The 26,060-nt window shown below is 66.1% G+C and carries 24 protein-coding genes; 18 read left to right on the forward strand and 6 right to left on the reverse strand.

The window, feature by feature from the left end; translation table 11 throughout:
• Nucleotides 1-118 precede the first annotated feature (118 nt).
• The 3 genes from IFE19_RS10480 (at nucleotide 119) to IFE19_RS10490 (ending at nucleotide 2,521) form a co-directional block, all read left to right on the forward strand.
• Nucleotides 119-889, forward strand: a complete 771-nt coding sequence (locus tag IFE19_RS10480; RefSeq protein ID WP_207822085.1) for a tRNA1(Val) (adenine(37)-N6)-methyltransferase — start codon at nucleotides 119-121, stop codon at nucleotides 887-889.
• A gap of 44 nt (nucleotides 890-933) precedes the next feature.
• The gene (locus tag IFE19_RS10485) at nucleotides 934-1,545 is read left to right on the forward strand and encodes a TIGR02466 family protein (protein ID WP_207822087.1); all 612 of its coding nucleotides are present in this window, start codon (nucleotides 934-936) and stop codon (nucleotides 1,543-1,545) included.
• Between the two features lie 64 nt (nucleotides 1,546-1,609).
• On the forward strand, nucleotides 1,610-2,521 hold the full coding sequence (locus IFE19_RS10490) for an alpha/beta hydrolase (RefSeq protein WP_207822088.1): 912 nt from the start codon (nucleotides 1,610-1,612) through the stop codon (nucleotides 2,519-2,521).
• On the opposite strand, the gene IFE19_RS10495 is transcribed toward IFE19_RS10490, so the two are convergent.
• Nucleotides 2,518-4,026, reverse strand: a complete 1,509-nt coding sequence (locus IFE19_RS10495) for a serine hydrolase (RefSeq protein ID WP_207822090.1) — start codon at nucleotides 4,024-4,026, stop codon at nucleotides 2,518-2,520. The two genes, IFE19_RS10490 and IFE19_RS10495, sit on opposite strands and share 4 nt — an antisense overlap.
• A gap of 179 nt (nucleotides 4,027-4,205) precedes the next feature.
• On the opposite strand from IFE19_RS10495, the gene ettA reads away from it, so the two are divergent.
• The 7 genes from ettA (at nucleotide 4,206) to metH (ending at nucleotide 13,688) form a co-directional block, all read left to right on the forward strand.
• A complete protein-coding gene (gene ettA, locus IFE19_RS10500; protein WP_207822093.1) occupies nucleotides 4,206-5,873 on the forward strand; it encodes an energy-dependent translational throttle protein EttA in 1,668 nt (555 codons plus the stop codon).
• A gap of 96 nt (nucleotides 5,874-5,969) precedes the next feature.
• Nucleotides 5,970-6,899, forward strand: a complete 930-nt coding sequence (locus IFE19_RS10505; RefSeq protein ID WP_207822095.1) for a 2-hydroxyacid dehydrogenase — start codon at nucleotides 5,970-5,972, stop codon at nucleotides 6,897-6,899.
• A gap of 115 nt (nucleotides 6,900-7,014) precedes the next feature.
• Nucleotides 7,015-7,977, forward strand: coding sequence for an ArsR/SmtB family transcription factor (locus IFE19_RS10510; protein ID WP_207822096.1), 963 nt, complete (start codon nucleotides 7,015-7,017; stop codon nucleotides 7,975-7,977).
• The gene (metF, locus tag IFE19_RS10515) at nucleotides 7,977-8,933 is read left to right on the forward strand and encodes a methylenetetrahydrofolate reductase [NAD(P)H] (protein WP_207822098.1); all 957 of its coding nucleotides are present in this window, start codon (nucleotides 7,977-7,979) and stop codon (nucleotides 8,931-8,933) included. The genes IFE19_RS10510 and metF overlap by 1 nt, the downstream gene beginning before the upstream one ends.
• Nucleotides 8,934-10,028: a homocysteine S-methyltransferase family protein gene (locus IFE19_RS10520; protein WP_207822100.1), complete on the forward strand. Its 1,095-nt coding sequence runs from the start codon at nucleotides 8,934-8,936 to the stop codon at nucleotides 10,026-10,028.
• A 6-nt stretch (nucleotides 10,029-10,034) separates the two neighbouring features.
• On the forward strand, nucleotides 10,035-10,820 hold the full coding sequence (locus tag IFE19_RS10525; RefSeq protein ID WP_207822102.1) for an alpha/beta fold hydrolase: 786 nt from the start codon (nucleotides 10,035-10,037) through the stop codon (nucleotides 10,818-10,820).
• Nucleotides 10,821-11,003: 183 nt separating this feature from the next.
• Nucleotides 11,004-13,688, forward strand: a complete 2,685-nt coding sequence (gene metH / locus IFE19_RS10530) for a methionine synthase (RefSeq protein WP_207822104.1) — start codon at nucleotides 11,004-11,006, stop codon at nucleotides 13,686-13,688.
• A gap of 94 nt (nucleotides 13,689-13,782) precedes the next feature.
• On the opposite strand, the gene IFE19_RS10535 is transcribed toward metH, so the two are convergent.
• Nucleotides 13,783-15,870 (reverse strand): TonB-dependent receptor domain-containing protein, encoded by a 2,088-nt coding sequence (locus IFE19_RS10535; protein WP_207822106.1) that lies wholly within the window; start codon nucleotides 15,868-15,870, stop codon nucleotides 13,783-13,785.
• A 43-nt stretch (nucleotides 15,871-15,913) separates the two neighbouring features.
• Nucleotides 15,914-16,819, reverse strand: a complete 906-nt coding sequence (locus tag IFE19_RS10540; RefSeq protein WP_207822108.1) for a TonB-dependent receptor — start codon at nucleotides 16,817-16,819, stop codon at nucleotides 15,914-15,916.
• Nucleotides 16,820-17,047: 228 nt separating this feature from the next.
• On the opposite strand from IFE19_RS10540, the gene IFE19_RS10545 reads away from it, so the two are divergent.
• Both IFE19_RS10545 and IFE19_RS10550 read left to right on the forward strand, forming a co-directional pair.
• Nucleotides 17,048-17,449, forward strand: a complete 402-nt coding sequence (locus IFE19_RS10545) for a beta-lactamase hydrolase domain-containing protein (RefSeq protein WP_207822110.1) — start codon at nucleotides 17,048-17,050, stop codon at nucleotides 17,447-17,449.
• Between the two features lie 240 nt (nucleotides 17,450-17,689).
• Complete coding sequence (locus IFE19_RS10550) at nucleotides 17,690-18,598, forward strand: MBL fold metallo-hydrolase (protein WP_207822112.1); 909 nt, start codon at nucleotides 17,690-17,692, stop codon at nucleotides 18,596-18,598.
• Here the strand turns inward: IFE19_RS10550 and IFE19_RS10555 are convergent.
• Complete coding sequence (locus IFE19_RS10555; RefSeq protein ID WP_207822113.1) at nucleotides 18,595-19,290, reverse strand: DUF1499 domain-containing protein; 696 nt, start codon at nucleotides 19,288-19,290, stop codon at nucleotides 18,595-18,597. The two genes, IFE19_RS10550 and IFE19_RS10555, sit on opposite strands and share 4 nt — an antisense overlap.
• A 17-nt stretch (nucleotides 19,291-19,307) precedes the next feature.
• Nucleotides 19,308-20,939, reverse strand: coding sequence for a long-chain-fatty-acid--CoA ligase (locus tag IFE19_RS10560; RefSeq protein WP_207822115.1), 1,632 nt, complete (start codon nucleotides 20,937-20,939; stop codon nucleotides 19,308-19,310).
• Between the two features lie 283 nt (nucleotides 20,940-21,222).
• Here IFE19_RS10560 and udk point away from each other — a divergent pair, with 283 nt between their 5' ends.
• Together udk and IFE19_RS10570 are read left to right on the forward strand one after the other, a co-directional pair.
• Nucleotides 21,223-21,867 (forward strand): uridine kinase, encoded by a 645-nt coding sequence (gene udk / locus IFE19_RS10565; protein WP_207822117.1) that lies wholly within the window; start codon nucleotides 21,223-21,225, stop codon nucleotides 21,865-21,867.
• Nucleotides 21,868-21,954: 87 nt separating this feature from the next.
• Nucleotides 21,955-22,569, forward strand: a complete 615-nt coding sequence (locus IFE19_RS10570; protein ID WP_207822119.1) for a TetR/AcrR family transcriptional regulator — start codon at nucleotides 21,955-21,957, stop codon at nucleotides 22,567-22,569.
• Nucleotides 22,570-22,575: 6 nt separating this feature from the next.
• On the opposite strand, the gene pdxH is transcribed toward IFE19_RS10570, so the two are convergent.
• Entirely contained in the window at nucleotides 22,576-23,238 is a 663-nt protein-coding gene (gene pdxH / locus IFE19_RS10575) for a pyridoxamine 5'-phosphate oxidase (RefSeq protein WP_207822121.1), read from the reverse strand.
• 143 nt (nucleotides 23,239-23,381) lie between these two features.
• On the opposite strand from pdxH, the gene IFE19_RS17640 reads away from it, so the two are divergent.
• The 4 genes from IFE19_RS17640 to IFE19_RS10590 all read left to right on the forward strand — a co-directional run bounded on the left by IFE19_RS17640 (nucleotide 23,382) and on the right by IFE19_RS10590 (nucleotide 25,986).
• Nucleotides 23,382-23,642 carry a hypothetical protein gene (locus tag IFE19_RS17640; RefSeq protein ID WP_225910243.1) on the forward strand — a complete coding sequence of 87 codons (261 nt, stop codon included), beginning with the start codon at nucleotides 23,382-23,384 and terminating at the stop codon, nucleotides 23,640-23,642.
• A gap of 5 nt (nucleotides 23,643-23,647) precedes the next feature.
• Nucleotides 23,648-24,109, forward strand: coding sequence for a DnaJ C-terminal domain-containing protein (locus IFE19_RS17645; RefSeq protein ID WP_225910244.1), 462 nt, complete (start codon nucleotides 23,648-23,650; stop codon nucleotides 24,107-24,109).
• A gap of 10 nt (nucleotides 24,110-24,119) precedes the next feature.
• Nucleotides 24,120-25,205 (forward strand): chorismate synthase, encoded by a 1,086-nt coding sequence (aroC, locus tag IFE19_RS10585; RefSeq protein ID WP_207822123.1) that lies wholly within the window; start codon nucleotides 24,120-24,122, stop codon nucleotides 25,203-25,205.
• Between the two features lie 85 nt (nucleotides 25,206-25,290).
• Nucleotides 25,291-25,986: a pirin family protein gene (locus IFE19_RS10590; protein ID WP_207822125.1), complete on the forward strand. Its 696-nt coding sequence runs from the start codon at nucleotides 25,291-25,293 to the stop codon at nucleotides 25,984-25,986.
• The last annotated feature ends 74 nt before the right edge of the window (nucleotides 25,987-26,060 follow it).

The following is a 26,060-nucleotide window of genomic DNA, read 5'->3' on the forward strand; positions in this document are numbered from 1 at the left end:
ACGAATGCTGCGTCCACGAAAATCTCTTTCAACTCAGGGGGCGAACAGGGAGATTCGCCCGGAAATCACACGCATCCGCTTGCCCGAACGCGATGCGGCGCACAATGGTGGCGGCGTCATGACGGGTCAAGCCGGGTCAACCCTTACCGCCGCCGCCGAAGTTGCGGAATCCGCCCTGCTGGGCGGGCGCGTCCGGCTGCGCCAGCCCGTGAAGGGCTATCGCGCGGGCATGGACGCCGCGCTTTTGGCCGCCGCTGTGGACGCCAAGCCGGGCGAACGACTGATCGAGGCGGGTTGCGGCGCTGGCGCGGTCTTGATGCAGGTGGCGGCGCGGCGGCCGGGCGTGTTTCTCATCGGACTGGAGCGCGACCTGACCGCCACCGGACTGGCGCGCGAGAACGCTGCACTGAACGGCGTGGATGACCGCACGACCATTGTCAGCGGCGATGTGGCGCAGGGGTTTCGCGCGCTGGACCAGCCGACCTTCGACTGGGCGATCAGCAACCCGCCCTTCTTCGACGACCCCGGCGCGCTGCGAGCGCCCGGCCCCGGCAAGATGGGCGCCTGGATGGCCGACGACGGTTTGAAGGCCTGGACCGGCTTTCTGCTGAAAGCGGTGCGCGAGGGCGGGAAGATCGTGGTCATCCACCGCGCCGACCGCTTGGCCGACCTGCTGGCTCTGCTGGGCGACAAGGCCGGCTCCTTCGCCATCCGCCCTATCCAGCCCTACGCCGACCAGCCCGCCAAGCGGGTGATGGTTCAGGCCATCAAGACCGGCAAGGCCCCGCTGCGGCTGCTCCCCCCCCTGGTCCTGCACGACCGCACCGACGCCAAGCACAGCCCCGAGGCCGAGGCCATCCTGCGCGGCGAGGCGGCCCTGCCTTTCTGAAGCCTCCGCTTTCTGAAGCCGTCCGCTTGGCCTAAGAACCCGCCATGTCCCTGCGCCCCCTCTTCCCGACCCAAGTGTATGAAGCCTCGCTGGCCGACGCCGCCGCCTGGCCCGAACTGCACGAGGAAATCCTCGACCTCTGCCTGGTCATGGCCGAGGAGGACGAGGCCGGGATCGAATGGTGCAAGGCCAACCACTATCCGGGCTACACCTCCTACGGCTCGATCAACGACCTGCCGCACCGCTTCCCCGAGTTCGCCGAGCTCAAGAAGCTGCTGGACAAGCACGCCGCCGCCTACGCCAAGGCGCTGCATTTCGATCTGGCGAGGAAGCCCAAGCTCGACAACCTGTGGGTCAATGTCCTGATGCCCGGCGGCGGCCACACCGGCCACATCCACCCGCACGCCATCATTTCCGGCACCATCTACATCCACGTGCCCGACGGCGCCTCGTCGCTGAAGATCGAGGACCCGCGTCTGGTCATGATGATGGCCCGCCCCGGCCTGACCGCCGAGGCGACCGAGGCCGAGAAGCCCTTCGTCTATCTGAAGCCCGCCTCAGGCACGATCCTGATGTGGGAAAGCTGGCTGCGCCACGAGGTGCCCGCCAACCGCGCCGAGGAACAGCGTATCTCGATCAGCTTCAACTACGCCTGACCGCCCCTTCAGCGCCACATTCACCCTGAAGTCTGCCCTTCTGGTGAAGCTTGAGGGGGCCTCCATGCGGGCATTGGGACTGGCGACGATTCTGGTGGCGGCGAGCCTCGCCGCAGGCTGCGGCGAACGGGCCGACGCACAAACCGCGACCGAAACCGCCGCCGAGGGCGCGCCCTATGTGTTGAAGGGCACCCAGGTCTGGTCAGTTCCCGATCCGGTCTCGGGCCGTGAATACGAGGTCTTCGTCAGCCTGCCCGCCAGCTATGAGGCCGAGCCGAACCGACGCTATCCGGTCCTCTATGTCACCGACGCCGACTACGCCTTCCCCATCATCCGCCAGATCGCCCGGCGCGTGAATCTGGAGGGCCCGGTGATCGAGGAGTTCATCCTGGTCGGCCTGTCCTACGCCAGGGGCGACGGCGGGGCCGACAGCCGCCGCCGCGACTACACCCCCACGCCGAACGGCCCGCGCAACTCAGCCGGGTCCGTGCACGGCGGCGGCGCGGCCTATCAGACCTATCTGAAGACCCAGGCCCTGCCCTTCGTGGATCAGAAGTTCCGCACCGATCCGGCCCGCCGCGTCCTGTTGGGCCACTCCTACGGCGGGCTGCTGGGGGCCCAGATCATGTTCACCGATCCGACGATGTTCAGCGGCTATGTCCTGGGCAGCCCGTCCTTCTGGTACGACAAGCGCCACATGATGAAGATGGAGGCGGACTACGCCCGCAGCCACCGCGACCTGCCCGCCGAGGTCTTCATGTACGTCGGCGCCTTCGAAGCCCCCGGCCCCACCGCCCGGCACAACAGCGAGGCGGACATGGTCGGCGACATGCGCACCATGGAACGATTGCTGAAATCGCGCGCCTATCCGGGTCTCAGCGTCCAGTCGACCGTGCTCGAAAATGAGGACCACCTGACGGTCGCCCCCGTCGGCTTCACCCGCGCTCTGATGGCCGTCTTGCCGGCCAGGCCCTAGCGCCGCACGAAGACTGCGTCCTGATAGGTCAGCGAGACCGGGCGGCCGTCGGCGTCCAGGTTGAACACCACGCCCTCGCCCCGGAACGGGGTCAGCTCGACCCGAAGACCCTCCGGTTCGGTCAAGTATTCCGCCAGCGCCTGCTGCACGCCGGTAGCGACCGACAACCGCTCGCCCGCTTCGCGGATCGTCAGGGTTCCGTAGGCGTCGTTGACGTAGTCGCCGACGTAGGCGGCGTTCGACAGCGACAGGGTGCGCGGTCGTTTCGCCCGCGCCTCCATGGCCCCGGCGATGCCCGTACGGCGACGGTCGCGCTCAACGATCAAGGCGTCGAGTTTGGCCTCATAGACCGCCTCGATGTCGGGCAGGCCCGCGAACCAGTCATAGGCGTAGTTGGCGACCAGATCAGCCATATCCCCGGCGAAGGCGTCCTCGTTGACCATAACCGCCACGCCCAGACGGCGCTCCGGCATAAAGGAGACATGGGCCCGCAAGCCCGAGAAGTTGCCGAAGTGGTGGATCAGAACGTCCTCGCCATAGCGCCCCACCTGCCAGCCCAGGCCGTAGCCCGTGCGGACATAGGGGCCGAAGGTCGTCTCCTGAGCGACCTGCGACGCATGGGTCGAGGCGACCAGCCCCGCCGGAAACACCTGCCGCCCGCCGACACGACCGTCGTTGATCTGGGCCTCCAGCCAGAGCGCCATGTCGTTCGCGGTCGAGATCAGCCCGCCCGCCGACTGCATGGTGGCGTTCGTCTTCTGCAACTGCGACCGCTCGGGCTGGCCGGGAATGCGGCCGAAATGACCGGCGGCGACCACCGCGCCCGACATCCGGGCCTCGTCGATACGGGCCGTCGTGGCGGTCATGCCGAGCGGCGTCAGCACCTCGCCTTCGACCAGTGCGCGCCAGTCGCGACCCCAGCGGCGCTCCATCAGCACGGTGGCGAGGTTGTAGCCCGAATTGGAATAGACGAACTGGCCATAGGGGGTGTCGCGCGGCTGCGTCTCCTTGGTCAGCCGCCACAGGACCTCGGGCGTCCAGTCGCCGGAATAGGCGAGGCGGAAGGCGATGGGGGCGTTGTCCACGCCCGAGCGGTGGCTCAGCAGATCGGTCAGGGTGATCCGGGCGGCGATGTCGGTCGGCACGCCGGACGGCGGCGCCCAGTCGGCCAGGGGCGCGTCCATGTCCACTTCAACCCGCCGCGCCATGGCGGCTATGGACAGGGCGGTGAAGGACTTGGTGGCCGAGGCGATGTAGAATCGCGTGTCCGTCGTCACCGGTGCGCCTGTGGCCACGTCCGCCACGCCAAAGCCCGCAGCGTGAACCAGGCCACCCTCATCCACTACAGCCAACGCCAGGCCAGGGGCCGCCTCGACCCGCTGCATCGCCCGACTCGCAAAGGCGTCCATGGCCGGACCGAACAACGCACGGTCCTGCGCCCCCGTCTCGCCCGCCGCGCAGACGAGCGCCGTCGCCAGAAACGCCCCCATCGACCGTGTTTTCATGGAAGTCGCTCCCCCGCCCCCGACGGGCGTGCCGGGTAGAGGCCGCGACGGGCCGGAACGGATGCAGCGCCTTCAAACCGCCCCGCGTTACGTCTAGAGATTTGCTCAAAGGGTCCGCGACGGCTACATCCCGCGCCAACCTCCCCATCAGATCAGACGACAGGGCGAAACCGCACCTCATGGCGCAGCAATATATTTTCCAGATGCAGGGTCTGACCAAGACCTTCCCCGGCGGCAAGAAGATCTTCGAGAACATCTGGCTGAGCTTCTACAACGACGCCAAGATCGGCGTTGTCGGCGTCAACGGCTCGGGTAAGTCCACCCTGCTGAAGATCATGGCCGGCCTGGACAGCGAGTTCCAGGGCGAGGCTCGCGCCGCCGACGGCATCAAGCGCGGCTACCTGGAACAGGAGCCCAAGCTCGACGACAGCCTGAACGTTCGCCAGAACGTCGAGGCCTGGTGCGAAGAGAAGCAGTGGGTCAACCGCTTCAACGAAGTCGCCAACGAGCTGGGCGAAAACTACACCGACGAGCTGATGGAGGAGATGACCGCCCTCCAGGAGAAGATCGACGCCGGCGACGTCTGGGACATCGACAGCCGCATCGACCAGGCCATGGGCGCCCTGCGCTGCCCGCCGGACGACTGGGAAGTCACCAACCTGTCGGGTGGTGAAAAGCGCCGCGTGGCCCTGGCCCGTCTGCTGCTCAGCAAGCCCGACATGCTGCTGATGGACGAACCGACCAACCACCTGGACGCCGAATCCGTCGCCTGGCTGCAGCACCACCTGGAGAACTTCCCGGGCTGCGTCATCCTGGTCACCCACGACCGCTACTTCCTGGACCAGGTCACCAAGTGGACCCTGGAACTGGACCGCGGCAAGGGCCACCCGCACGAGGGCAACTACTCCTCGTGGCTGGAAGCCAAGACCAAGCGCGTCGTGCAGGAACAATCGGAATCGGAAGCCCGCCAGCGCGCCCTCACCCGCGAACTGGAATGGGTCCGCTCGGGCGCCAAGGCCCGTCAGGCCAAGTCCAAGGCCCGTCTGGCCGCCTATGAGAAGATGGTCGCCGATCAGGAAAACAGCCGTCAGGCCCAGTCCTTCGCCGTCATCCAGATCCCGCCGGGCCCGCGTCTGGGCAACGTGGTTCTGGAAGTCGAGGGCCTGAAGAAGTCCTATGGCGACAAGACCCTGTTCGACAACCTGACCTTCAAGCTGCCGCCCAACGGCATCGTCGGCGTCATCGGCCCCAACGGCGCCGGCAAGTCGACCATGTTCAAGCTGATCACCGGCCAGGAAACGCCCGACGGCGGCTCCATCAAGGTCGGCGAAACCGTCAAGCTGGCCTACGTCGACCAGTCACGCGACGACCTGAAGCCGGACGACACCATCTGGCAGGCCATCTCGGGCGGCACCGACATCATGATGGTCGGCAAGCGCGAGATTAACAGCCGCGCCTATGTCGGCAGCTTCAACTTCAAGGGCGGCGACCAGCAGAAGAAGGTCGGTCAACTGTCCGGCGGTGAGCGCAACCGCGTCCACCTGGCCAAGACCTTGGCTTCGGGCGGCAACCTGATCCTGCTCGACGAACCGACCAACGACCTGGACATCGAAACCCTGCAGAACCTCGAAGAGGCTCTGGAGGAGTTCGCCGGCTGCGCCGTGGTCATCTCCCACGACCGCTGGTTCCTGGACCGTCTGGCGACCCACATCCTGGCCTTCGAAGGTGACGGCCATGTGGAGTGGTTCGAGGGCAACTTCGAAGCCTACGAACAGGACAAGATGCGCCGCCTGGGTGCGGACAGCATCATTCCCAAGCGTATCCAGCACCAGAAGTTCGGTCGCTGATCCGCGTTAAACTGAATAAGACGGCCCTCCGAGTGATCGGGGGGCCGTTTTTCTTTGCCTGCTGGCGCTCCTGCGGAACCGGGTTAGTCTGACGCCATGACCCAGCGCCCCGCCATCCTGATCATGCAGCGGCACCTCGCGCCGCTCAGCGTCTTCCTTGAAGGCGCCTATGACGTCTATCGCTTCTGGGAGGGGCCGCCGATCGAGGCCGCCGCAGACGTACGCGTCCTGGTCGTGGCGGGCGAGTTCGAGCTGGACAAGGACCTGATCGAGCGCCTGCCCAACCTGTCGCTGATCGCCTGTTTCACCTCGGGCTATGACGGCATCGACGTGGAGTGGTGCCGCGCGCGCGGCCTGCCCGTCACCCACGCACCAGCTATCAACCACGAGGACGTGGCCGACCACGCCATCGGCCTGATCCTGGCCGCGCGCCGTCAGATCGCCGAGGGCGACCGTCAGCTCCGCGCCGGCGGCTGGACTCCGGCGTCCAAGACCATCACCCCATCCATCGGCGGTCAGACGCTCGGCGTCGTCGGCCTGGGCGCCATCGGCGAGGCCGTGGCCCGCCGCGCCGAGGTCATGCGGATGAATGTCCAGTGGTGGGCGCCGCGCGCCAAGGAGGCCGCCTGGCCCCGCGCCGACAGCCTGCTTGACCTGGCCCGGGCCTCGGACGTTCTGGTCGTCGCCTGTCGGGCGGACGAAACCAATCGCGGCCTGATCTCGGCCGAGGTCGTCGAGGCGCTCGGCCCATCCGGCCTGCTGGTCAATGTCGCGCGCGGTCAGTTGGTGGACGAAGACGCCGTCATCGCCGCCCTGCGCGACGGGCGCCTCGGCGGCGCCGCGCTCGACGTTTTCGAGACCGAGCCGACCGACGCCGCGCGCTGGGCCAGCGTACCCAACACCGTCCTGACGCCCCACACCGCCGGGGCCACGACCGAGGCGGTTCAGGGGATGCTGATGCTTCTGCTCCAGAACCTGTCGGCCCATTTCGCGGGCGAGCCGCTGAAGACGCCCGTCACGACCTGAGCGGCCACGATTTCATCGGTCTTCGAATGATCCGTGCGGCCCTACCGCCGCACAACGCCTGCGCGCGGTCAGTTTTTGCTTGCATAATCGTATAAGGATATCTTTATACGACCTCATGACACTGACTGCTGACCAGACCGTCGAGGCCCTGCGCGCCGCGGGCGAACCGACCCGTTTACGGGTGCTGTCCTTGCTGGCCGCCGAAGAGCTGTCGGTCATGGAGTTGTCGCGGGTTCTGGACCAGAGCCAGCCGCGCGTGTCGCGTCACCTGAAGCTGATGGCGGACGCCGGCCTTATTGAACGATTCCCTGACGGCGCGCGGGTCTTCTACCGCCTGTCGCACGACGCCCTGTCGCGCCGCCTGATCGACACGGTGCTGGACCTGCTGGACGACGCCGAGGGCGAGGCCGATCATCGCCGTCTGGACGAGGTGCGCAAGGAGCGCGCCATCGACGCCGCCCGCTATTTCGAGCAGGTCGCGCCCCAGTGGGACCAGATGCGCAGCCTCTATGTCTGCGAAAGCGCGGTCGAGACCGCCGTCGAACAGGCGGCCGGTCCCGGCCCATTCGAGCGCGTCGTTGATCTGGGCACCGGCTCGGGCCGGATGCTGACCCTGTTCGGCAAGAAGGCGAAGATGTCGGTCGGGCTGGACCTGAGCCAGAACATGCTGAACATCGCCCGCGCCAACGTCTCCAAGGCCGGGCTGGACAAGGTCGAGCTGCGCCACGGCGACATCTTCTCGACCCGCCTGCCCCACGCCAGCGCCGACCTGGTGATCGTGCATCAGGTCCTGCACTACCTGGCCGATCCCGCCGCCGCCGTGGCCGAGGCGGCGCGTCTGGTCATGCCGGGCGGCAAGCTGCTGATCGTCGACTTCGCCCCGCACCAGCTGGAGCAGCTGCGCGAGGCGCATCAGCACCGCCGCCTGGGCTTCGCCGACGAGGAAATCCAGGGCTGGCTGGCCGATGCGGGCCTGACCGCCGACGCCCCCGTCGCCCTGCCGCCCGACACCGAGGGCCTGACCGTTCACATCTGGACCGGCGAACGCGCCGCCGTCCCCGCTCGAAAGACCGCCTGATGGCCTCCCCCGCCGCTCTCAATCTGGCCGAGGCCCGCGCCCTGCTGCTGTCGCCGCTGGGCCCGGTCGCCCGTGCGGGTTCCAACCGCAACGCCGTCAACGTCTCCTTCGAGTTCTTCCCGCCCAAGTCGGACGAGGCCGAGGCCAATCTATGGAAGGCCGTCCGCCGACTGGAGCCGCTGAACCCGGCCTTCGTCTCCGTCACCTATGGCGCGGGCGGCTCAACGCGCGAGCGCACCCACCGCACGGTGCAGCGGATCATCAGCGAGACCAGCCTGCGCCCCGCCGCCCACCTGACCTGCGTCGAGGCCAGCCGCGCCGAGGTCGATGAGGTCATCGAGGGCTACAAAGCCATCGGCGTGGATCACATCGTCGCCCTGCGCGGCGATCCGCCGGGTTCAGCCGGAATCGGCGGCGCCTACACGCCCCGCACCGACGGCTACGCCAACGCCACCGAACTGACCGCCGCCATCAGCCGCGTCGGCGGGTTCGAGGTGACGGTCGGCGCCTATCCCGAAAAGCACCCGGAAAGCCCGTCCATCGACCACGACATCGAGGTGCTGAAGGCCAAAGTCGATGCGGGCGCCACGCGCGCCGTGACCCAGTTCTTCTTCGACATCGAGGCCTTCCTGCGGTTCCGCGACCGGGTGCGGGCGGCGGGCGTGACCATTCCCCTGATCCCCGGCGTCATGCCCGTGTCCAACTTCGCCGGACTGAAGCGAATGACGGCGGCCTGCGGCGCGGCCCTGCCCGACTGGCTGGCGGCCCACTTCGACGGCCTGGACGACGACCCGGAGACCCGCAAGCTGCTGGCCGCCTCCATCGCCGCCGAGACCTGCGCGCGACTGCAGGAGGAGGGCTTCTCGGACTTCCACTTCTACACCCTGAACCGGGCCGAGCTGGTCTATGCCATCTGCCGGGTGCTGGGCGTGCGTGAAACCAAGGCTGTTGCGTAGATGACCTCCCCACTGACCCGCCAAGACCGCATCGCCGCCCTGCACGCGGCGGCCAAGGAACGTATCCTGGTCCTCGACGGATCGTGGGGCGTGATGATCCAGCGACGCGGGCTGGAGGAAGCCGACTTCCGCGGCGACCGCTTCGTTGCGGCCAATGGCTACAACGAACAAGACCAGATGAAGGGGAACAACGACATCCTCTGCATCACCCGTCCCGACATCATCGCCGACCTGCACGATCAGTATTACGCTGCGGGCGCGGACATCAGCGAGACCAACACCTTCTCGGCCACCGTCATCGCCCAGGACGACTACAAGCTGGACGCCCAGGCGGTCTGGGACATCAATCTGGAAGGCGCCAGGCTGGCCCGCGCCGCCGCCGACCGCTGGACGGAAAAGGAGCCGCACAAGCCCCGCTTCGCCGCCGGCTCCATCGGTCCGCTGAACAAGATGCTGTCCATGTCGTCGGACGTGAACGACCCCGGCGCGCGGCTGGTGACCTTCGACGAGGTCTATGAGGCCTATCGCCATCAGGTGAAGGCGTTGAACGAGGGCGGCGTCGACCTCTATCTGATCGAAACCATCACCGACACGCTGAACTGCAAGGCCTGCATCAAGGCCATCAAGGATCTTGAGGACGAGGGGCTGGAGCCCCTGCCCATCTGGATCAGCGGCACCATCACCGACCGTTCGGGCCGGACCCTGAGCGGCCAAACCGCCGAGGCCTTCTGGAACTCCGTGCGCCACGCCAAGCCCTTCGCCGTCGGCTTCAACTGCGCCCTGGGCGCCGACCTGATGCGCCCCTTCATCGCCGAACTGAGCCGGGTCGCCGACACCCTGGTCGCCGCCTACCCCAACGCCGGCCTGCCCAACGCCATGGGCCAGTACGACGAGCAACCGCACGAAACCGCCCACTTCATCGAGGAATGGGCCGCCTCAGGTCTGGTCAACATCGTCGGCGGCTGCTGCGGCACCACCCCCGACCACATCAAGCACGTCGCCGAAGAAGTCGCCCCGCTGAAGCCGCGCGAAATCCCGGCACGCCCGGTGGCCATGCGCCTGAGCGGGCTGGAACCGTTCGAGTTGGTGGCCTGACCGGCGATGAAACACCTTCCCCCCAGACATGAGGCGGTCATCAAGGGTCAGAAGCTGGCCTATCGCCTCGCCCACGGCGACGGCCCGACCCTGGTGCTGATCAATGGCGCGGGCGGTCCCATGGAGGGCTGGTTCCGCCTGTTCCCCGACATCACCCAAGCAGGAACCGTCTTCGCCTATGACCGGCCCGGCGTCGGCGGCTCGTCGCCGCCCGTCTCGCCCCAGACGGGCGTCCAGGTCGTCGAGACACTGCGCGACCTGCTGAAGGCGGCAGGCCTGGCCCCGCCCTATCTGCTTGTGGCCCATTCCTTCGGCGGGCTGCACGCCAACCTGTTCGCGCGACAGCACCCCGAGGAAGTCGCCGGCCTGGTCCTGATCGAACCGACTACGCCGGAGGATGTGACAACCCTCAAGCCGCTTCAGTCCGGCGCCCAGCGCTGGGTGAACAGACTGCTGAACCGCCTGTCGCCGTCCAACCCGGACGGCGAAGTCGCCCATGAGCTGGAAACCGTGCGCCAGCTGGCGGCGGCGGCGCCTTTCCCGGACGTGCCGCTTGCGGTCATCGTCGGCGGCAAGGCCCCGAAAGACTGGCAGGCGCGGCCAGAGGCGCAGACCCTGAGGCGTCAACATCTGGAAGCCCTGTCCCGTCTGTCCCCCCAGGGGTCGCTGATCCTCGCCGCCCGAAGCGGGCATTTCCCGCAGATTTCCGAACCCGCCGCGGTCCTTGAAGCCATCGCCACGCTGGCGGCGCGCCTCGCAACGAACCGTTCGGGGGAGCAGCGACCGGCATGACCAGCCCCGCCATGACCTCCACCGCTCTTTCCCTTCTCCCCTCGGGGGAAAAGGCCGGCCGCGTCAGCGGCTCGGATGAGGGGGACGCCCGCTTCTTCCTCATCGCCCAGGACCGTGCCCGCGGACACCTCCCCCTCATCCGTCATGCTCCGCATGACACCTTCTCCCCCCAGGGGAGAAGGAATGCCTTCGGTCAGTAAGATGCGTCCTGTCTTCATCAACGTCGGCGAGCGGACCAACGTCACCGGCTCGGCCAAGTTCCGCAAGCTGGTGGTGGACGGCGACTACACCGCCGCCCTCGATGTCGCGCGCCAGCAGGTCGAGGCGGGCGCCCAGGTCATCGACATCAACATGGACGAGGGCCTGCTGGACGGCGCCGTCGCCATGCGCACCTTCCTCAACCTGATCGCAGCCGAGCCCGACATCGCCCGCGTGCCGGTGATGATCGACAGCTCCAAGTGGGAGGTCATCGAGACGGGCCTGAAGTGCGTTCAGGGCAAGCCGATCGTCAACTCGATCTCGATGAAGGAGGGCGAACAGGCCTTCCGCGAGCACGCCGTGAAATGCCTGCGCTACGGCGCCGCCGTCGTGGTCATGGCCTTTGACGAGGTGGGTCAGGCCGACACCGCCGCGCGCAAGATCGAGATCTGCACCCGCGCCTACAATATCCTGGTCAACGAGGTCGGCTTCCCGCCCGAGGACATCATCTTCGACCCCAATATCTTCGCCGTGGCGACGGGGATTGAAGAGCACGACAACTACGCCGTCGACTTCATCGAGGCGGTCAAGGTCATCAAGGCCACCCTGCCCTACGCCCGCATCTCGGGCGGGGTGTCGAACGTCTCGTTCAGCTTCCGCGGCAACGAGCCGGTGCGCCGGGCCATCCACAGCGTCTTCCTGTACCACGCCATCAACGCCGGCATGGACATGGGCATCGTCAATGCGGGCGACCTGCCGGTCTATGACGACATCGACCCGGTCCTGCGCGAGGCGGTCGAGGACGTGATCCTGAACCGGCCGCAGCGGACCAATGTGTCCAACACCGAGCGGCTGGTGGACATGGCGCCCAACTACAAGGGCGAGAAGGGCGCGGCGCGCGTCGTCGACCTGAAATGGCGCGAGCAGCCCGTCGCGGCCCGCATCGCCCACGCCCTGGTCCATGGCATCACCGAGTTCATCGAGGCCGACACGGAAGAGGCCCGACTGTCGGTCGAGCGCCCCCTGCACGTCATCGAAGGCCCGCTGATGGACGGGATGAACGTGGTCGGCGACCTGTTCGGCTCGGGCAAGATGTTCCTGCCGCAGGTGGTGAAATCGGCCCGCGTGATGAAGCAGGCCGTCGCCTGGCTGGAACCCTTCATGGAGGCCGAAAAGGCCGGAAAGCCGCGCGAGCAGGCGGGCCGCATCCTGATGGCCACGGTCAAGGGCGACGTTCACGACATCGGCAAGAACATCGTCGGCGTCGTGCTGCAATGTAACAACTACGAGGTCATCGACCTGGGCGTCATGGTCCCGGCCGACCGCATCCTGGACGCCGCCGTCGAGCACAAGGTCGATATCATTGGCTTGTCGGGTCTGATCACGCCGTCGCTGGACGAGATGGTCTTTGTCGCCCGCGAGATGGAGCGGCGCGGTTTCGATATTCCCCTGCTGATCGGCGGGGCCACGACCAGCCGCACCCACACGGCGGTGAAGATCGAGCCGAGCTATCGCAAGGGCTCGACCACCTATGTCATCGACGCGAGCCGCGCCGTCGGCGTGGTCTCGGGCCTGCTGTCGCCCACCGAAAAGGCGAAGAACGAGGCTGCAACCCGCGACGAGTATATCCGCATCCGCGAGCAGTACGCGCGCGGGCAAGAGGTGAAGGCTCGCGCCACAATCCAGCAAGCGCGCGAGAACCGCTTCCAGCCCGATCCGGCGGCGACCATGCCGGGCAAGCCCTCCTTCCTCGGCGTGCGTTCGTTCGACGCCTGGGATCTGCAGGACCTGGCCGACCACATCGACTGGACGCCCTTCTTCGCCAGTTGGGAGCTGATCGGCCGCTATCCGCTGATCCTGGAAGACGAGATCGTCGGCGAGGCGGCCAAGGACCTGTTCAAAGACGCGCAAGGAATGTTGAAGCGGATCATCGACGAGAAGTGGTTCACGGCGAAGGGCGTGGTCGGCTTCTGGCCCGCCCGCGCCGACGGCGACGACATCGCCGTCTATGCCGCCGAGAGCCGCAGCGACGAGATCGCCCGCTTCCACACCCTGCGCCAGCAGATCAAGAAGTCGAACGGCAAGCCCAACCTGGCCCTGTCCGACTTCATCGCGGAAGAAGGTTCCGACTACGTCGGCGCCTTCGCCGTCACGGCCGGACATGGCGAACTGGAAATCGCCAAGCGCTTCAAGGACGCCGGCGACGACTATTCCTCGATCATGGCCACGGCCCTGGCCGACCGCCTGGCCGAAGCCTTCGCCGAGGCCCTGCACAAGAAGGTGCGGACCGAACTGTGGGGTTACGCCCCCGACGAAGCCACCTCGGTGCAGGATCTGATCGAAGAGAAGTATCAGGGCATCCGCCCCGCCCCCGGCTATCCGGCCCAGCCCGACCACACGGAAAAGGCGACGTTGTTCCGCCTGCTGGACGCTGGGAACAAGGCGGGCATGGCCCTGACCGAAAGCTACGCCATGACGCCCCCGGCCTCGGTCTCGGGCCTCTACTTCGGCCATCCGAGCAGTCACTATTTCGGCGTCGGCAAGATCGACCGCGATCAGATCGAGGACTACGCCCGCCGCAAGGGCTGGGACGTCGAAACCGCCGAACGCTGGCTGGCCCCCATCCTCAACTACGACCCGCACGCCCTGGCGCGGGACACGGCGGCGTAAGAACACCCCGTCAACGAAATCCACATTCAATAAAGAAGAAAGGCGGCGGATCTTTCGATCCGCCGCCTCCCATCTCAGTCTAAGGCGTAAATCCTTAGAACTGGTAGGACAGGCCCACGCGAACCGTGCGGGGCGCCTGATAGCCCGTAACGTGACGATAGTCAGCATTGGGGCTGCCCGGACCATCTTCACCCACTTCCTGGAAGCGGGTCGCCGACGTCAGGTCAAAGACGTTGAACAGGTCGGCGCGGAGTTGCACCTTACCCGGAACGCCAGACACCGGAACGTTCCAGGCCAGCGACAGGTCCACGTTCTTGAACCACTCGCCTTCGAACTGGCTGCCGCGCGGCGTCAGGACGCCGTTGCAGTACCAGGCCGTGACGGTCGAGCTCGACGCACGATCATCGGCATGCGGATAGGTGCCGATGCAGCCGTACTTGCGCGGCGACTGCAGCGTGGCGTTGAAGCCAACCGTGAGGTCGTTGGTAATGGCATACGAACCAAACAGTTTGTAGGTCTGGCCACGGTGGTTCGGCAGGAAGCCATACGCACCGTCGGTCCAGCCCGGCTCATCGAAGTCCTGGGTCAGACCAGTATCGTCCTGACCGTTATCCGACTTCACGCCGCCTTCGATGTTGCCCTTGGATTCGGCAAACACCGCCGAGCCTTGCAGGCTCCACTTGCCGTCCCAGGGACGCTCGAAGGTCAGTTCCAGAGCCTTGTAGGTACGCTCGGCTTCCGGAATGTCCAGGATCGACGCCGGGATGGTGATTTCCTGACCCGCGAGGAACGGGAAAGTCGTCGAGTCCGGCGTGATGACCAGGTCGGAACCCGGGTTCAGCAGCACATAGCCGGCGCCGTTGATCTGACCACAGTTGGCGGCCGAGATGCCCGCATACGAGCAGTAGGCGTCGATGATGTAGCTGGTGTCAAAGTCTTCCATCGCCTTCTTGAGGTCGCGGTAGACGAAGTTGGCGCCGACGGTCCAGCCGTCGAAGAAGCCCATGTTGGCGACTTCGTGCTCGATGCCGAAGATGAACTCGTCTTGATACTGCGCTTCAAGGTTCTTGGAGACCAGGGACTGAGACTGGGCCACAGTGCCAGGAGACAGCACTTCCTCCAGGACGGCAGGGCCGGCGAAGGTCGGCACGCAGCTGTTGCGAGGCGTAGCGTCCAGGCAAGACTGCAGACCAGCGGCAGTTCCAGCATAGCTACCGCCCACGCCACCGACGATGTACCAGTCTTGCGTGAAGAGTTCCTTGCCCGCCATACGGATGTTCGTATTGGCGGCGATCGGGATGTAGTAGCGACCGAAGTAGCCCTTCAGGCTGGTCGAACGGTCTCCAAACACATCATAGGTGAAGCCAAGGCGCGGCGACAGATCATAATCCGTTTCCACAAAGACTTCACCGGCAGCATTCTTGTTGCTGAACTTTTCAGCACGCAGGCCGAGTTGCAGCGACAGGCGATCATTGAAGTCCCAGGCATCCTGAATGTAGAAGGCCGTCTGCTCGGTCGAGAAAGCCCCCTGGTTCTGGATGTTCCGGTCACGAACGTAGAGAGTGTTCGCAGGGATCAGACCACCAAGAGCGCCGCCAGCACCTGACATGTAGTAGCGATAGTAGCGGTCGCCCGAATAGCTCGAGTCAATCGACGACGCCAGATCTTCACGATCGTAACCGATACGGAAGTGGTGATCACCAAACAGGTTGTTCACATAGATATCAGCGTCAAGACGATACATCTTGCGCGTATCTTCACCCGTTTCAATCACGAGCGCAGTGTTACCACGACGAATGCTGCCGAGGTTATCAACGACCGACGCCTCCGCATCGAGGTCACCAATCACGGACTGATTGAAGGTGCCTTCACCATACAGAGCCGACAGCGTGAACCAGTCGGTGAACTTGCCGGTGTACTTGGCGATCTTGGTTTCGCCGCCGACAAAGGTGTCGCTGGCCGAGCTCTGACCATTGCCTTCGATGGTGCGCGTCGTCGCCGACTGATCATCGTTGAAGTAGGTCAGTTCCAGGCGGTGGTCGGGGTTCAGGTACAGATCGACCTTACCGCCCCAGAACGGATCGTCCTGAAGCGTGACCGTTTCAGTGCCGTTGGCGTCAAACTGATGGTTCTCGAAATCACGCCAGTTATAGAAGCCGAAGAAGTAGGCATGATCGCGCACGATCGGGCCCGACAGCCAAACGTTGGCTTCAGAGCGATCCGACTCAGCCTTGGAGTCCAGCGTCGTGATGTTCGTCGACGGATCGCCGGAGAAGGTGTCCGGAGACGAGCCCCGGGCTGTTCGGTTCGACGTAGTAGTTGACGCCGCCGTGGAACTCGTCGGAACCCGAGCGGGTAACCGCAACCACCGCGCCGCCAGTCGAACGGCCGAACTCGGCTTGGTAGCCGCCGGTCTTCACATCGATTTGCTGGTAGAATTCGAACGGCACCGTATTGCCGCCCAGGAAGTTCCGGAAATTCGTGATGTTGAAACCGTTAACGTAGTAAACGTTCTCAGCGACCGACGAACCCGAAATCGAAACCTGATTGCCGAAGGCGGCGTCACCGCGCGTCGTCGACGGAGCCAGCAACTGAATAGCCGCCAGGTTACGTTGGGTCGGGATCCGGTCGAACGTTTCTTGCACATCCACCGTAATGCCGGTGGTGGTGCGATCGAAGTCCACGGAAGCGGAACGGGTGCCAACGACGACGACATCATCAACAGTGCTGGCGGACCCGCCTACCGCGCCGATGGTGAACTGAAACTCAGCCGTGCCGCCCAGCGTCACCGCCACGTTCGAGTCGGTATAGGATTCATAGCCGTCGCCGCTGATCGCCACCGTATAGACGCCGACCGGGATTTGCGAAGCGCGGAAACGCCCCTGCGCATCCGTCGAGAAGGTACGGCTTTGCGCCCGGCCCTTCTGCGTCACGACGACCGTAGCACCCGACACCGGCTGGCCCGCAGTGTTCGTCACCGTACCGGCCAGCGTGCCGGTGGTGAAGTCCTGTGCGAAAGCTTCAGCCGGCGCCAGCATGGTGACAGCCGGTGCAGCGACCAACGCCATCAGCGCCGTCCCGCCGATCATCGTCGACTGTAACAGCCGCTGACGAATGTTTTTGATCTTCAAGAGTCTCTCCTCCTAGAAGCTATCAACCGCTGCATCGATCGATCAATGCGCATCAACAGCTACAATCACCACAAGCCCCCATGCCTGCGGCGACTGTCATGCTAGCGACCGGATGCCGCAGCCGCATCGACAATTACCGATCTGCAACAATTTCAGCGTCATGTTGTCGCACGTTGGCCACACTTATGACGAAACTACTGTTTCGTATAATGAAATTGGACACATTCAATGAAGCCGCTCAACGAAGTGACGTTTGTCGCAGGCCAGATTTCGGCTGACGATCTGTCCGACGCCGCCCTGGCGCAGGTAAAACTGGTGGTCAATCACCGCACCCCGCATGAAGAGCCGGGCCAGCCCGACTCGGCGGAAATGACGGAAATCACCGCGCGCGCCGGCATGCGTTACGTGGAAATTCCGGTGGCGGGCCTGCCGGACCGGACAGCGGTGGAGCGCACGCTTGCGGCGATGGACAGCCTCGCCCCCGGAGAGCGCATCCTGCTCTTCTGTCGCTCCGGCATGCGGTCGACGGCGGCCTGGGCCATGGCTGAGCGACTGCGCGGCGCGGCCCCGGACGACCTTCGCGCCGCCGCGCTAAAGGCCGGCTACGACCTCAGCCGTCTGCCGCTTTAGCGAACGACCGCGGCGCGCGCGGCATAGGGTGCGGCGGGTTCTGGCGTGCAGGACGCCGCGGCCCACTGCGCCGCAACAAGACATATGGCGACGACAGTCAGGGCTTTCGCCCGATTTGGCACAGGAAAAACGGCGGAACGGATCACGACGGCGGCTCCCGAACAGGTCTAGATGCGTTGAAGCAAGGCGGGCGCCGCTCCGCTTCGATCTCTGTCAGCCTCGCCGCAAGGACCGCCGCCCGTGATCCCCTATGTTCGACAGTTCGACTTCACCTACGGCCGTCGCGATCAGGTCTCGCCCCTGATCCAGCGAGTCATCGCCGACAATCCGGGGCCGTTCACCTTCACCGGCACGGGAACCTATATCGTGGGCCGCGACATGCCGGGGGCCAGGGTGGCCGTAATCGACCCCGGCCCCGAGGACGAGGCGCACCTGCACGCCCTGCTGCGGGCGGTGAAGGGGCGAACCGTCAGCCATATTCTGGTGACCCACACCCACCGCGACCATGCGCCCCTGTCACGCGCCCTGGCCGAGGCGGTCGGCGGCGCGCCGATTCTGGCGGCTCGACCGCCCGCCCAGGCCACCCACGCCTCAACCGCCATGGACGAGGAGGACGATGACGCCTTTGCGCCGGATATCCTGCTGTCGGGCGGCGAGATGATCGAGGGCGACGGCTGGACCATCGAGGCCCTGGCCACGCCCGGCCACACCTCCAACCACATGGCTTTCGTACTGAGGGACGAGAACGCCCTGTTCAGCGGCGACCATGTCATGGGCTGGTCCACCACGGTCGTCGCCCCGCCTGACGGCGACATGACAGCCTATATGGACAGTCTGGACCGGGTGCTGGCGCGCGGCTTCTCGACCATCTGGCCGACGCATGGCCCGGCCATCACTCAGGTCGCGCCCTTCCTCAAGGCCTATCGCGACCACCGGCTGGAACGCGAGGCCCAGATCTGCGCGCGGCTGGCGGCGGGCGATGAAACAATAGCGGACATGGTCCCTGCCCTCTACGCCGCCGTCGATCAGCGGCTGTGGCCCGCCGCCAGCCTGTCGGTGCTGTCGCACCTGATCAAGCTGGTGAAGGAGGGACGCGTCTCCGCCGATCCCGAACCGGCGATGACCGCGCGCTATCGCCTGATCGACTAGGGCTGCAGCCCGGCTGTAACGGCGCGGGCCAGACGGCAGGCCTCATCGCCGACCTTGACGCCCTCACGTTGGGCCACACGCACGTCGGTGCGACCGGGGCGGATGCGGATGGCGGCGTCATAGGTCAGACCGAACCAGAAGCCTTCCTTGGCCCCGTCAGCACGGAAGGGCGCGGCGCCGCGAACGGTGAAGCCCGCCGCCTCCAGCGCCGCCGCCGCTGTTTCCGGCGCGACCTGACGGGGAACCGAAACCAGATCGGGACAGGCGACGGACGCGCCGCCCTCGCCTTCCCCGCCGCGCAGGGCCAGAACCGCACGCGAGAAGGCCGGCGCCTCGGCGGGGTCGGTCGTGACGTCATTGGCGGTCGGGACGGCGAACCGCTGTCCCTGAACCGCAAACAAGGCCACGGCCGCACCGGCCACGACCAGCGACACAGCGGCGTAAGCCCCGCGCCGCCGCAGGTCCTTAAAGGCGATCAGCACCGCGACCAGAGCCGCCGCCAAGCCTGCAAAGGCCAGCATGCGGCCGATCTTCAGCGTCAGAACTTCCAGGCCGAAACCGGCGTCCCACAGACCGAACCGGGTCCCGAAGACAGCGACCAGAACCAGTAGGGGCGCTGCAAACGCCGCCAGCGTCAGCCAGCGCAGACGAATTTCGGCCGCGCGCGCCTGGGTCCGGGTCGGTTCAGCCATGCGGCCCTCCTGAAAGATCAGCCTGCGGTCGGCAGACGGTAATCCTTCATCTGCTCGCGCAGCAGCTTCTTGTCGATCTTGCCGGTGGCGCCCAGGGGAATATCGGCCAGGAAGACCACGTCGTCGGGCATCCACCACTTGGCGATCTTGCCCTGCAGGAAGTCCAGGTGCTCCTGTTTGTTCTCGGCCTCGCCCTCCTTGAGCTTGATCAGCAGGACCGGCCGCTCGTCCCATTTCGGATGGGCCGCGCCGATGACGGCGGCCAGGGCGACCTTGGGATGGCCGACAGCCAGGTTCTCGATCTCGATGGAACTGATCCACTCGCCGCCGGACTTGATGACGTCCTTGGCCCGGTCAGTGATCTGCATGAAGCCGTGATCGTCGATGGTCGAGACGTCGCCGGTGTCGAAGAAGCCTTCGGTGTCCAGAATCTCGCCGCCTTCGTCGCGGAAATAGGCCCGGGCGATGGTCGGCCCCTTGATCATCAGGCGGCCATAGGTCGAGCCGTCGTGCGGCATTTCCTGTCCGGCGTAGTTCTTCAGCTTCAGCTCGACGCCCAGAGGCGGCGTGCCCTGCTTGACCCGCCACTTCAGCTGTTCCTCGAACGGCAGGGCGGCCAGCTCCGGTGTCATGTTCGACAGGGTGCCGATAGGCGAGGTCTCGGTCATGCCCCAGCCCTGCAGCACCTCGACGCCGAATTCGTCGTGGAAGGCGCGGATCATGCTTTCCGGCACGGCGGCGCCGCCGATCAGCACGCGGGTCACGGTCGAGAGCTTCAGCTTGTTCTCACGCAGATGGTTCAGCAGGCCCTGCCAGACCGTCGGCACTGCGGCCGAGAAGGTGACGCCCTCGGTCTCCAGCAGCTCATAGATGGCCGGTCCGTCCATGCGCGCGCCCGGCATGACCAGCTTGGACCCCGCCGCCGGCCCGCCGAAGGCGATGCCCCAGGCGTTGGCGTGGAACATGGGCACGACCGGCAGGATCACTTCCCTCGGCGTCGCGCCCAGGACCGTCGACTGCAGGCCCAGCAGGGTATGGATGAAGTTCGAGCGGTGCGAATAGAGCACCCCCTTGGGGTTCCCCGTCGTGCCCGAGGTATAGCACAGGCCGCAGGCGGTCTGTTCGTCGAAGCCGCCCCACTCCACGTCCTCGGACGACTGTTCCAACACGGTTTCATAGCACTCGACCACCGGCAGCTTGGTCTGCGGCATGTGGTCGGGATCGGTCATGATGACGACGCGTTCGACCGACGGACAGTGCGGCAGGATGGCGTCCAGCAACGGTACAAAGGTCAGATCGACGAAGATGATCCGATCGCCCGCGTGGTTGATGATATAGACGAGCTGTTCCGGGAACAGGCGCGGGTTCAGGGTGTGGCACACCGCGCCGATGCCCATGATGCCGTACCAGGCTTCAATATGATCGGCGGTGTTCCAAGCCAGGGTGGCGATACGGTCGCCGGGCTGCACGCCCCAGGCCTTCAGCGCGTTCGACACCCGCTTGGCGCGACCATGGATGGCGCCATAGGTGGTGCGCTCGATCGGCCCCTCGACCGAACGGGTCACGACCTCACGGTTCGGGTGCCAATTCCTGGCGTGGTCGAGAATCTTGTCGACCGTCAGCGGCCAGTCCTGCATCAAACCCAGCATCGCATTTCCTCGCTTGGCGCCCTCTCGAACGAGGCGCCTTGCAGTCACGCTATCTAGGTGAACAGCGATAAGCAACGGCGCCGCAAGGGAAACAAGGCCGCAGGCCCGCAGGCGTTTGACAGCTTCGCGCACGACCTCGCCGTTGATCCTCTTTGGCCAGAAACGTCATGCCCCATATGGACGCGTCAGGCAGACGACTTCTTCGACGCTGGCCGGGTTTACGCAAGATGGTCAATCCCGCACGACCCGCCTAGAAAGCCGCCGGAATGCACGGAGACCGCCCATGACCATCCTGATCGCCATCACCGGAGGCTCCGGCTCAGGCAAGAGCACACTGGCGGAGGCCCTGGTCGCCGCCCTGCCCGCCGGCGTCGCCGTGCTGATGCGCGAGGACTCCTATTATCTGGACGCCGCCAGTGTCCCCGGCTTCGACGCCGACACCCACGACTTCGACGATGTGGCCGCGCGCGACCACGATCTGCTGGTGGAACATTTGACCGAGCTGAAGGCCGGACGCCCGGTCGTCGCCCCTCTCTATTCCTTCCTCCATCACGGCCGCGACCCTGGCGGTGAACCCATCCCCGCAGCCGAGGTGGTGATTCTGGAGGGCACTCATGTCCTGTGCACGCCGGCCCTGACCGCCCTGTTCGACATCAAGGTCTTCGTCGACACCCCCGCCGACATCCGCTTCATCCGTCGCCTGCTGCGCGACCAGACCGAACGCGGCCGCACCGCCGAATCCGTCATCCATCAGTACCTGCTGACCGTCCGCCCCGGCCACGAGCGGCTGACGGAACCCTCGCGCACCCACGCCGACTTCATCGTCGCCGACGCCACCGCCGCCGTGCGGCTGGAAGATCCGCAGGCGGTCATTCGCCTGGCCGCGCCGGTCCTGGCTCATCCACTCCTAGCGCCTTGGCATCACTAGTTGATTACGACTCGCAGAACGCGGCTACTTGTTGCAATCAAGGCATTTTAAAGGCACGTTAGCCATACGCTTTCCGGGTATGTGCTGATGACCGCCTTGGTCCAAGATTTCGACGACCCTCGCCGCGCCGCGATCGTGCGACAGGCGCGATTGCACTTCATATCCGAAGGTTACGCCGGCACGCGCATGGAACCGATTGCGCGCGAAGCCGGGGTATCCACCGCCACCCTCTACGCCTTCTTCGACAGCAAGGCGGTGCTGTTCGAGGCGGTCATCGACAATGCGTCAGAAGACTTCGCCAACCATATGGCTGGGGTGCACACCAGGTCCGGGACCCCGCGCGAGCGTCTGAACGAGTTCATCGGCGGCTATGCCGAGTTCATGAGCAACAGCTTCGTCCGCTCGGTGTTTCGGCTGGTTCTGGCCGAGCGACCGCGCTTCGAGGCCATCGCCATGCGTTTCTTCGAACGTGGCCGCAGCGACTTCGGCGCAGTCCTGATCGGCATGCTGACAGAGATGACCCGGTCCGGTCAGATGAAGGTGGACAAACCCTCCTGGGCCGCCGGCCAGTTGATGGGCATGGTCGAACACCCCGTCTTCTTCGTGCCGCTGGTCACCGGCGACGATGTCATCGCCGAGAGAACCCCGCGCGCGATCGCCGAGGAAGCCGTCGACACCTTCCTGGCGCGCTACGCCGTCTAGTCTCGCCTACGGCCAGAGACGCGTCCGCCGCCAGGCCTCGCCATCACGTTCGAAACGCAGTCGATCGTGCAGGCGGAAGGCCCGGTCACGCCAGAATTCGATCTGCTGAGGCACGACTCGCCAACCGGTCCAGCGATCCGGACGCGACACCTCCTGCCCGTCAAAGCCCGCCGTCTTTTCGGCCACGCGCGCTTCCAGCGTCGCCCGGCTGTCCAGGGGTCGCGACTGGTCCGAGGCCCAGGCGCCGATGCGGCTCTCGCGCGCCCGGCCGGCGAAATAGGCGTCGGCCTCGGCGGCGCTGACCTGTTCCACCACGCCGCGCACCCGAACCTGACGGCGAAGGCTCTTCCAGTGGAACACCAGGGCCGCCGCCGGATGGGCCCAGAGCTGCTCGCCCTTGGCGCTTTCCTGATTGGAGAAGAAGGTGAAGCCGCGCGCATCCACATCCTTCAGCAGGACAATCCGCGCGTCCGGCACGCCCTCGGCGTCCAGAGTCGCCAGGGTCATGGCGTTGGCGTCGTTCGGCTCACCCGCCTTGGCCGCCTCCAGCCACTCTGCGAACAGGCCATAGGGCTCGACTTGCTCGAACATGGTCTCGTCCGCATTGGCCGCCAGTTGCGCGGCGTAGTCCTGAACAGACGGGCTGGGCGGGATCAGGGGCTGGGTCATGGCCGATTCTCTACACCCGCATTTCCCCTACGTCATCAGCCGTAGACTAAGGTGCGACACCAAGCTTCACCATAAACTGAAATTCTCGTTTCAATCGACAAGGTTAACCCGGTCTTGACCATATCGGCGCGAGGCTGCCCTCCATGTGCGCGGACGCCCTCACTCTCGACAAGGCCCGATCCCTGCTGGGCCTGACCGGTCCGGTCGGCGCCGACGGCCTGGCCAGGGCCTTTCGCGCGGCGGTCAAGGCGGCTCGCCCCGACGCGCCCGGCGGCGACACCGAGACCTTCCGCCGCGTCATCGCCGCCTACCGCCTGCTGCAGGCCCAGACCCTGGCCCTGCCCGCGCCCGCCCACGCCAAGCCCTTCATCCAGCCGCCCGCCCCGCTCCGCTTCTGGGCCTGACGCCGATGCAGGCGATCAGCGGCGGCTGTGTCCGCGTGACCCTGGGCGCTCGCACCTTGCTGGTCCACGCCCCGCCCGGCGTGCGCACCGGAGACAGGATCCGACTGAAGCGCGCCGCATCCAACGGCGACGACCTTCTTCTGCCGGTGCTGATCCGCCCTGCCGACGGCCTGTCGGTTCTGGGCGGCGACCTGTTCATGACCTGGGCTGTGCCGCAGCGGATGATGGACGACGGTGGCCGCATCGAGATCATGACCCACGCGGGTCCGCGCTCGTCTTGGCTGGTCCCCGACATGGTCGAGCCGGTGCGTCTGCGGCTCAAGAGCCTGGGCCTGCCCGCGCGCGGCCAGCGCCCCGCCGGCGACCTGTTCGTCAAGCTGGAAGCCTCGGCCGACCTGCCCTCGGCGGCCGAAGATCTGCTGCTTCGCTTCACGCGGGTCTGGACGCCGGAGCGGATAGCGGCTTAAGCCCTAGGGCATGTCGCACAACACCTTCGGTCATCTGTTCCGCGTCACCACCTGGGGCGAAAGCCACGGCCCGGCCATCGGCTGCGTCGTCGACGGCTGCCCGCCGCTGATCCCCCTGACCGAGGCAGACATCCAGCCGCTGCTCGACCTTCGCAAGCCCGGCGGCAGCCGCTTCGTCACCCAGCGGCAGGAGGCCGATCAGGTCCGTATCCTGTCCGGCGTCTTCGACGACGGGAACGGCCCGGTCACCACCGGCACGCCGATCAGTCTGATGATCGAGAACACCGACCAACGCTCCAAGGATTACGGCGAGATCGCCCGCGCCTTCCGCCCCGGTCACGCCGACTATGCCTATCAGTCCAAGTACGGCGTGCGCGACCACCGCGGCGGCGGGCGCTCCTCGGCCCGCGAAACGGCCAGCCGCGTCGCGGCGGGCGCCGTGGCGAGGAAGGTGCTGGGCGAGAACATCCGTATCCGCGCCGGCGTGGTCCAGCTGGGTCCGCACCGCATCCCCGACGAAGCGATCGACTTCGACGCCGTCTATGACAACCCCCTGTTCGCCGCCTCGGCCGAGGTCGTGCCTACCTGGGAAGACTACCTGGACGGCGTGAGGAAGGCCGGCTCCTCCATCGGCGCCGTCGTGGCGCTGGAGGTCACGGGCGTCCCCGCCGGCTGGGGCGCGCCCCTCTACGCCAAGCTGGACGCCGAACTGGCCTCGGGCCTGATGTCCATCAATGCGGTCAAGGGCGTCGAGATCGGCGCGGGCTTCGGCGCCGCCGAACTGACGGGCGAGGACAACGCCGATGAAATGCGTCTGGGCGACGACGGCCTGCCGGTCTTCCTGTCGAACAAGGCGGGCGGCGTCCTGGGCGGTATCTCGACCGGCCAGCCCATCACGGCCCGTGTGGCGTTCAAGCCCACCTCCTCCATCCTGACCCTGCGCCAGACCATCAACCGCGACGGCGCCGAGGTCGACCTGCGCACCAAGGGCCGCCACGACCCCTGCGTCGCCCTGCGCGGCGTCCCCGTCGTCGAGGCCATGGCGGCTATTGTCCTGGCCGACGCCATGCTGCGCCACCGGGCGCAGGTGGGCTGAGATCGATCTGATACTAGAACAGTTGCAAATAAGATTTGGCGATCCTATCTAGGTCTCAAGCATTCCTCGGATGGGAGACCGCATCATGATCGACGTCAGACCTTTCAACACCCTCGGCGGCGCCAACCACGGCTGGCTGAACGCCAAGCATCACTTCTCGTTCGCCAACTACTATGATCCCAAGCGCATGGGCTGGGGCCGCCTGCGCGTCTGGAACGACGACGAGATCGGCGCCCGCTCGGGCTTCCCGCCCCACCCGCACGCCGACATGGAGATCATCACCTATGTCCGCACCGGCGCCATCACCCACGAGGACTCGATGGGCAACAAGGGCCGTACCGGCGCGGGCGACGTTCAGGTGATGAGCGCGGGCACGGGCGTGCGTCACTCCGAGTTCAACCTCGAGAACGAGACGACCACCCTGTTCCAGATTTGGATCGAGACGGACAAGCCGGGCGCCCCGCCGTCCTGGGGCCAGCGCGAGTTCCCCAAGAGCGACCGTTCGGGCAAGTTCACCGTCGTCGCCTCGGGCGATCCGGCGGACGAGGCCCTGTCGATCAACGCCGACGCCAGGATCCTGGCCGCGACGCTGAAGGCGGGCGAGAGCCTGACCTATGACCTGGCCGCCGGTCGTCGCGCCTATCTGGTCCCCGCCGTGGGCCGGGTGAACGTCAACGGAACCCCGCTGAACGCCCGCGACGGCGCCGGCATCGTCGACGAGACCGTGATCACCATCACGGCCAGCGAAGACGCCGAACTGGTCATGGTCGATAGCATGTAACCCCTGCCCTCCCGGAAGGCGGCGCCCGCCGCCCTCCGGGACCCGGCGCAGGCCACGATCCCGCCGTCAGCATC

Source organism: Brevundimonas pondensis, from assembly GCF_017487345.1.
In the GTDB taxonomy this organism is placed as follows: domain Bacteria; phylum Pseudomonadota; class Alphaproteobacteria; order Caulobacterales; family Caulobacteraceae; genus Brevundimonas; species Brevundimonas pondensis.

Bases quoted from the DNA above. Each gene is read 5' to 3' on its own strand.
- IFE19_RS10480 (WP_207822085.1), top strand. From the start codon at position 119: ATGACGGGTCAAGCCGGGTCAACCCTTACCGCCGCCGCCGAAGTTGCG.
- IFE19_RS10485 (WP_207822087.1), top strand. From the start codon at position 934: ATGTCCCTGCGCCCCCTCTTCCCGACCCAAGTGTATGAAGCCTCGCTG.
- IFE19_RS10490 (WP_207822088.1), top strand. From the start codon at position 1,610: ATGCGGGCATTGGGACTGGCGACGATTCTGGTGGCGGCGAGCCTCGCC.
- IFE19_RS10495 (WP_207822090.1), bottom strand. From the start codon at position 4,026: ATGAAAACACGGTCGATGGGGGCGTTTCTGGCGACGGCGCTCGTCTGC.
- ettA (WP_207822093.1), top strand. From the start codon at position 4,206: ATGGCGCAGCAATATATTTTCCAGATGCAGGGTCTGACCAAGACCTTC.
- IFE19_RS10505 (WP_207822095.1), top strand. From the start codon at position 5,970: ATGACCCAGCGCCCCGCCATCCTGATCATGCAGCGGCACCTCGCGCCG.
- IFE19_RS10510 (WP_207822096.1), top strand. From the start codon at position 7,015: ATGACACTGACTGCTGACCAGACCGTCGAGGCCCTGCGCGCCGCGGGC.
- metF (WP_207822098.1), top strand. From the start codon at position 7,977: ATGGCCTCCCCCGCCGCTCTCAATCTGGCCGAGGCCCGCGCCCTGCTG.
- IFE19_RS10520 (WP_207822100.1), top strand. From the start codon at position 8,934: ATGACCTCCCCACTGACCCGCCAAGACCGCATCGCCGCCCTGCACGCG.
- IFE19_RS10525 (WP_207822102.1), top strand. From the start codon at position 10,035: ATGAAACACCTTCCCCCCAGACATGAGGCGGTCATCAAGGGTCAGAAG.
- metH (WP_207822104.1), top strand. From the start codon at position 11,004: ATGCCTTCGGTCAGTAAGATGCGTCCTGTCTTCATCAACGTCGGCGAG.
- IFE19_RS10545 (WP_207822110.1), top strand. From the start codon at position 17,048: ATGAAGCCGCTCAACGAAGTGACGTTTGTCGCAGGCCAGATTTCGGCT.
- IFE19_RS10555 (WP_207822113.1), bottom strand. From the start codon at position 19,290: ATGGCTGAACCGACCCGGACCCAGGCGCGCGCGGCCGAAATTCGTCTG.
- IFE19_RS10560 (WP_207822115.1), bottom strand. From the start codon at position 20,939: ATGCTGGGTTTGATGCAGGACTGGCCGCTGACGGTCGACAAGATTCTC.
- udk (WP_207822117.1), top strand. From the start codon at position 21,223: ATGACCATCCTGATCGCCATCACCGGAGGCTCCGGCTCAGGCAAGAGC.
- IFE19_RS10570 (WP_207822119.1), top strand. From the start codon at position 21,955: ATGACCGCCTTGGTCCAAGATTTCGACGACCCTCGCCGCGCCGCGATC.
- pdxH (WP_207822121.1), bottom strand. From the start codon at position 23,238: ATGACCCAGCCCCTGATCCCGCCCAGCCCGTCTGTTCAGGACTACGCC.
- IFE19_RS17640 (WP_225910243.1), top strand. From the start codon at position 23,382: ATGTGCGCGGACGCCCTCACTCTCGACAAGGCCCGATCCCTGCTGGGC.
- IFE19_RS17645 (WP_225910244.1), top strand. From the start codon at position 23,648: ATGCAGGCGATCAGCGGCGGCTGTGTCCGCGTGACCCTGGGCGCTCGC.
- aroC (WP_207822123.1), top strand. From the start codon at position 24,120: ATGTCGCACAACACCTTCGGTCATCTGTTCCGCGTCACCACCTGGGGC.
- IFE19_RS10590 (WP_207822125.1), top strand. From the start codon at position 25,291: ATGATCGACGTCAGACCTTTCAACACCCTCGGCGGCGCCAACCACGGC.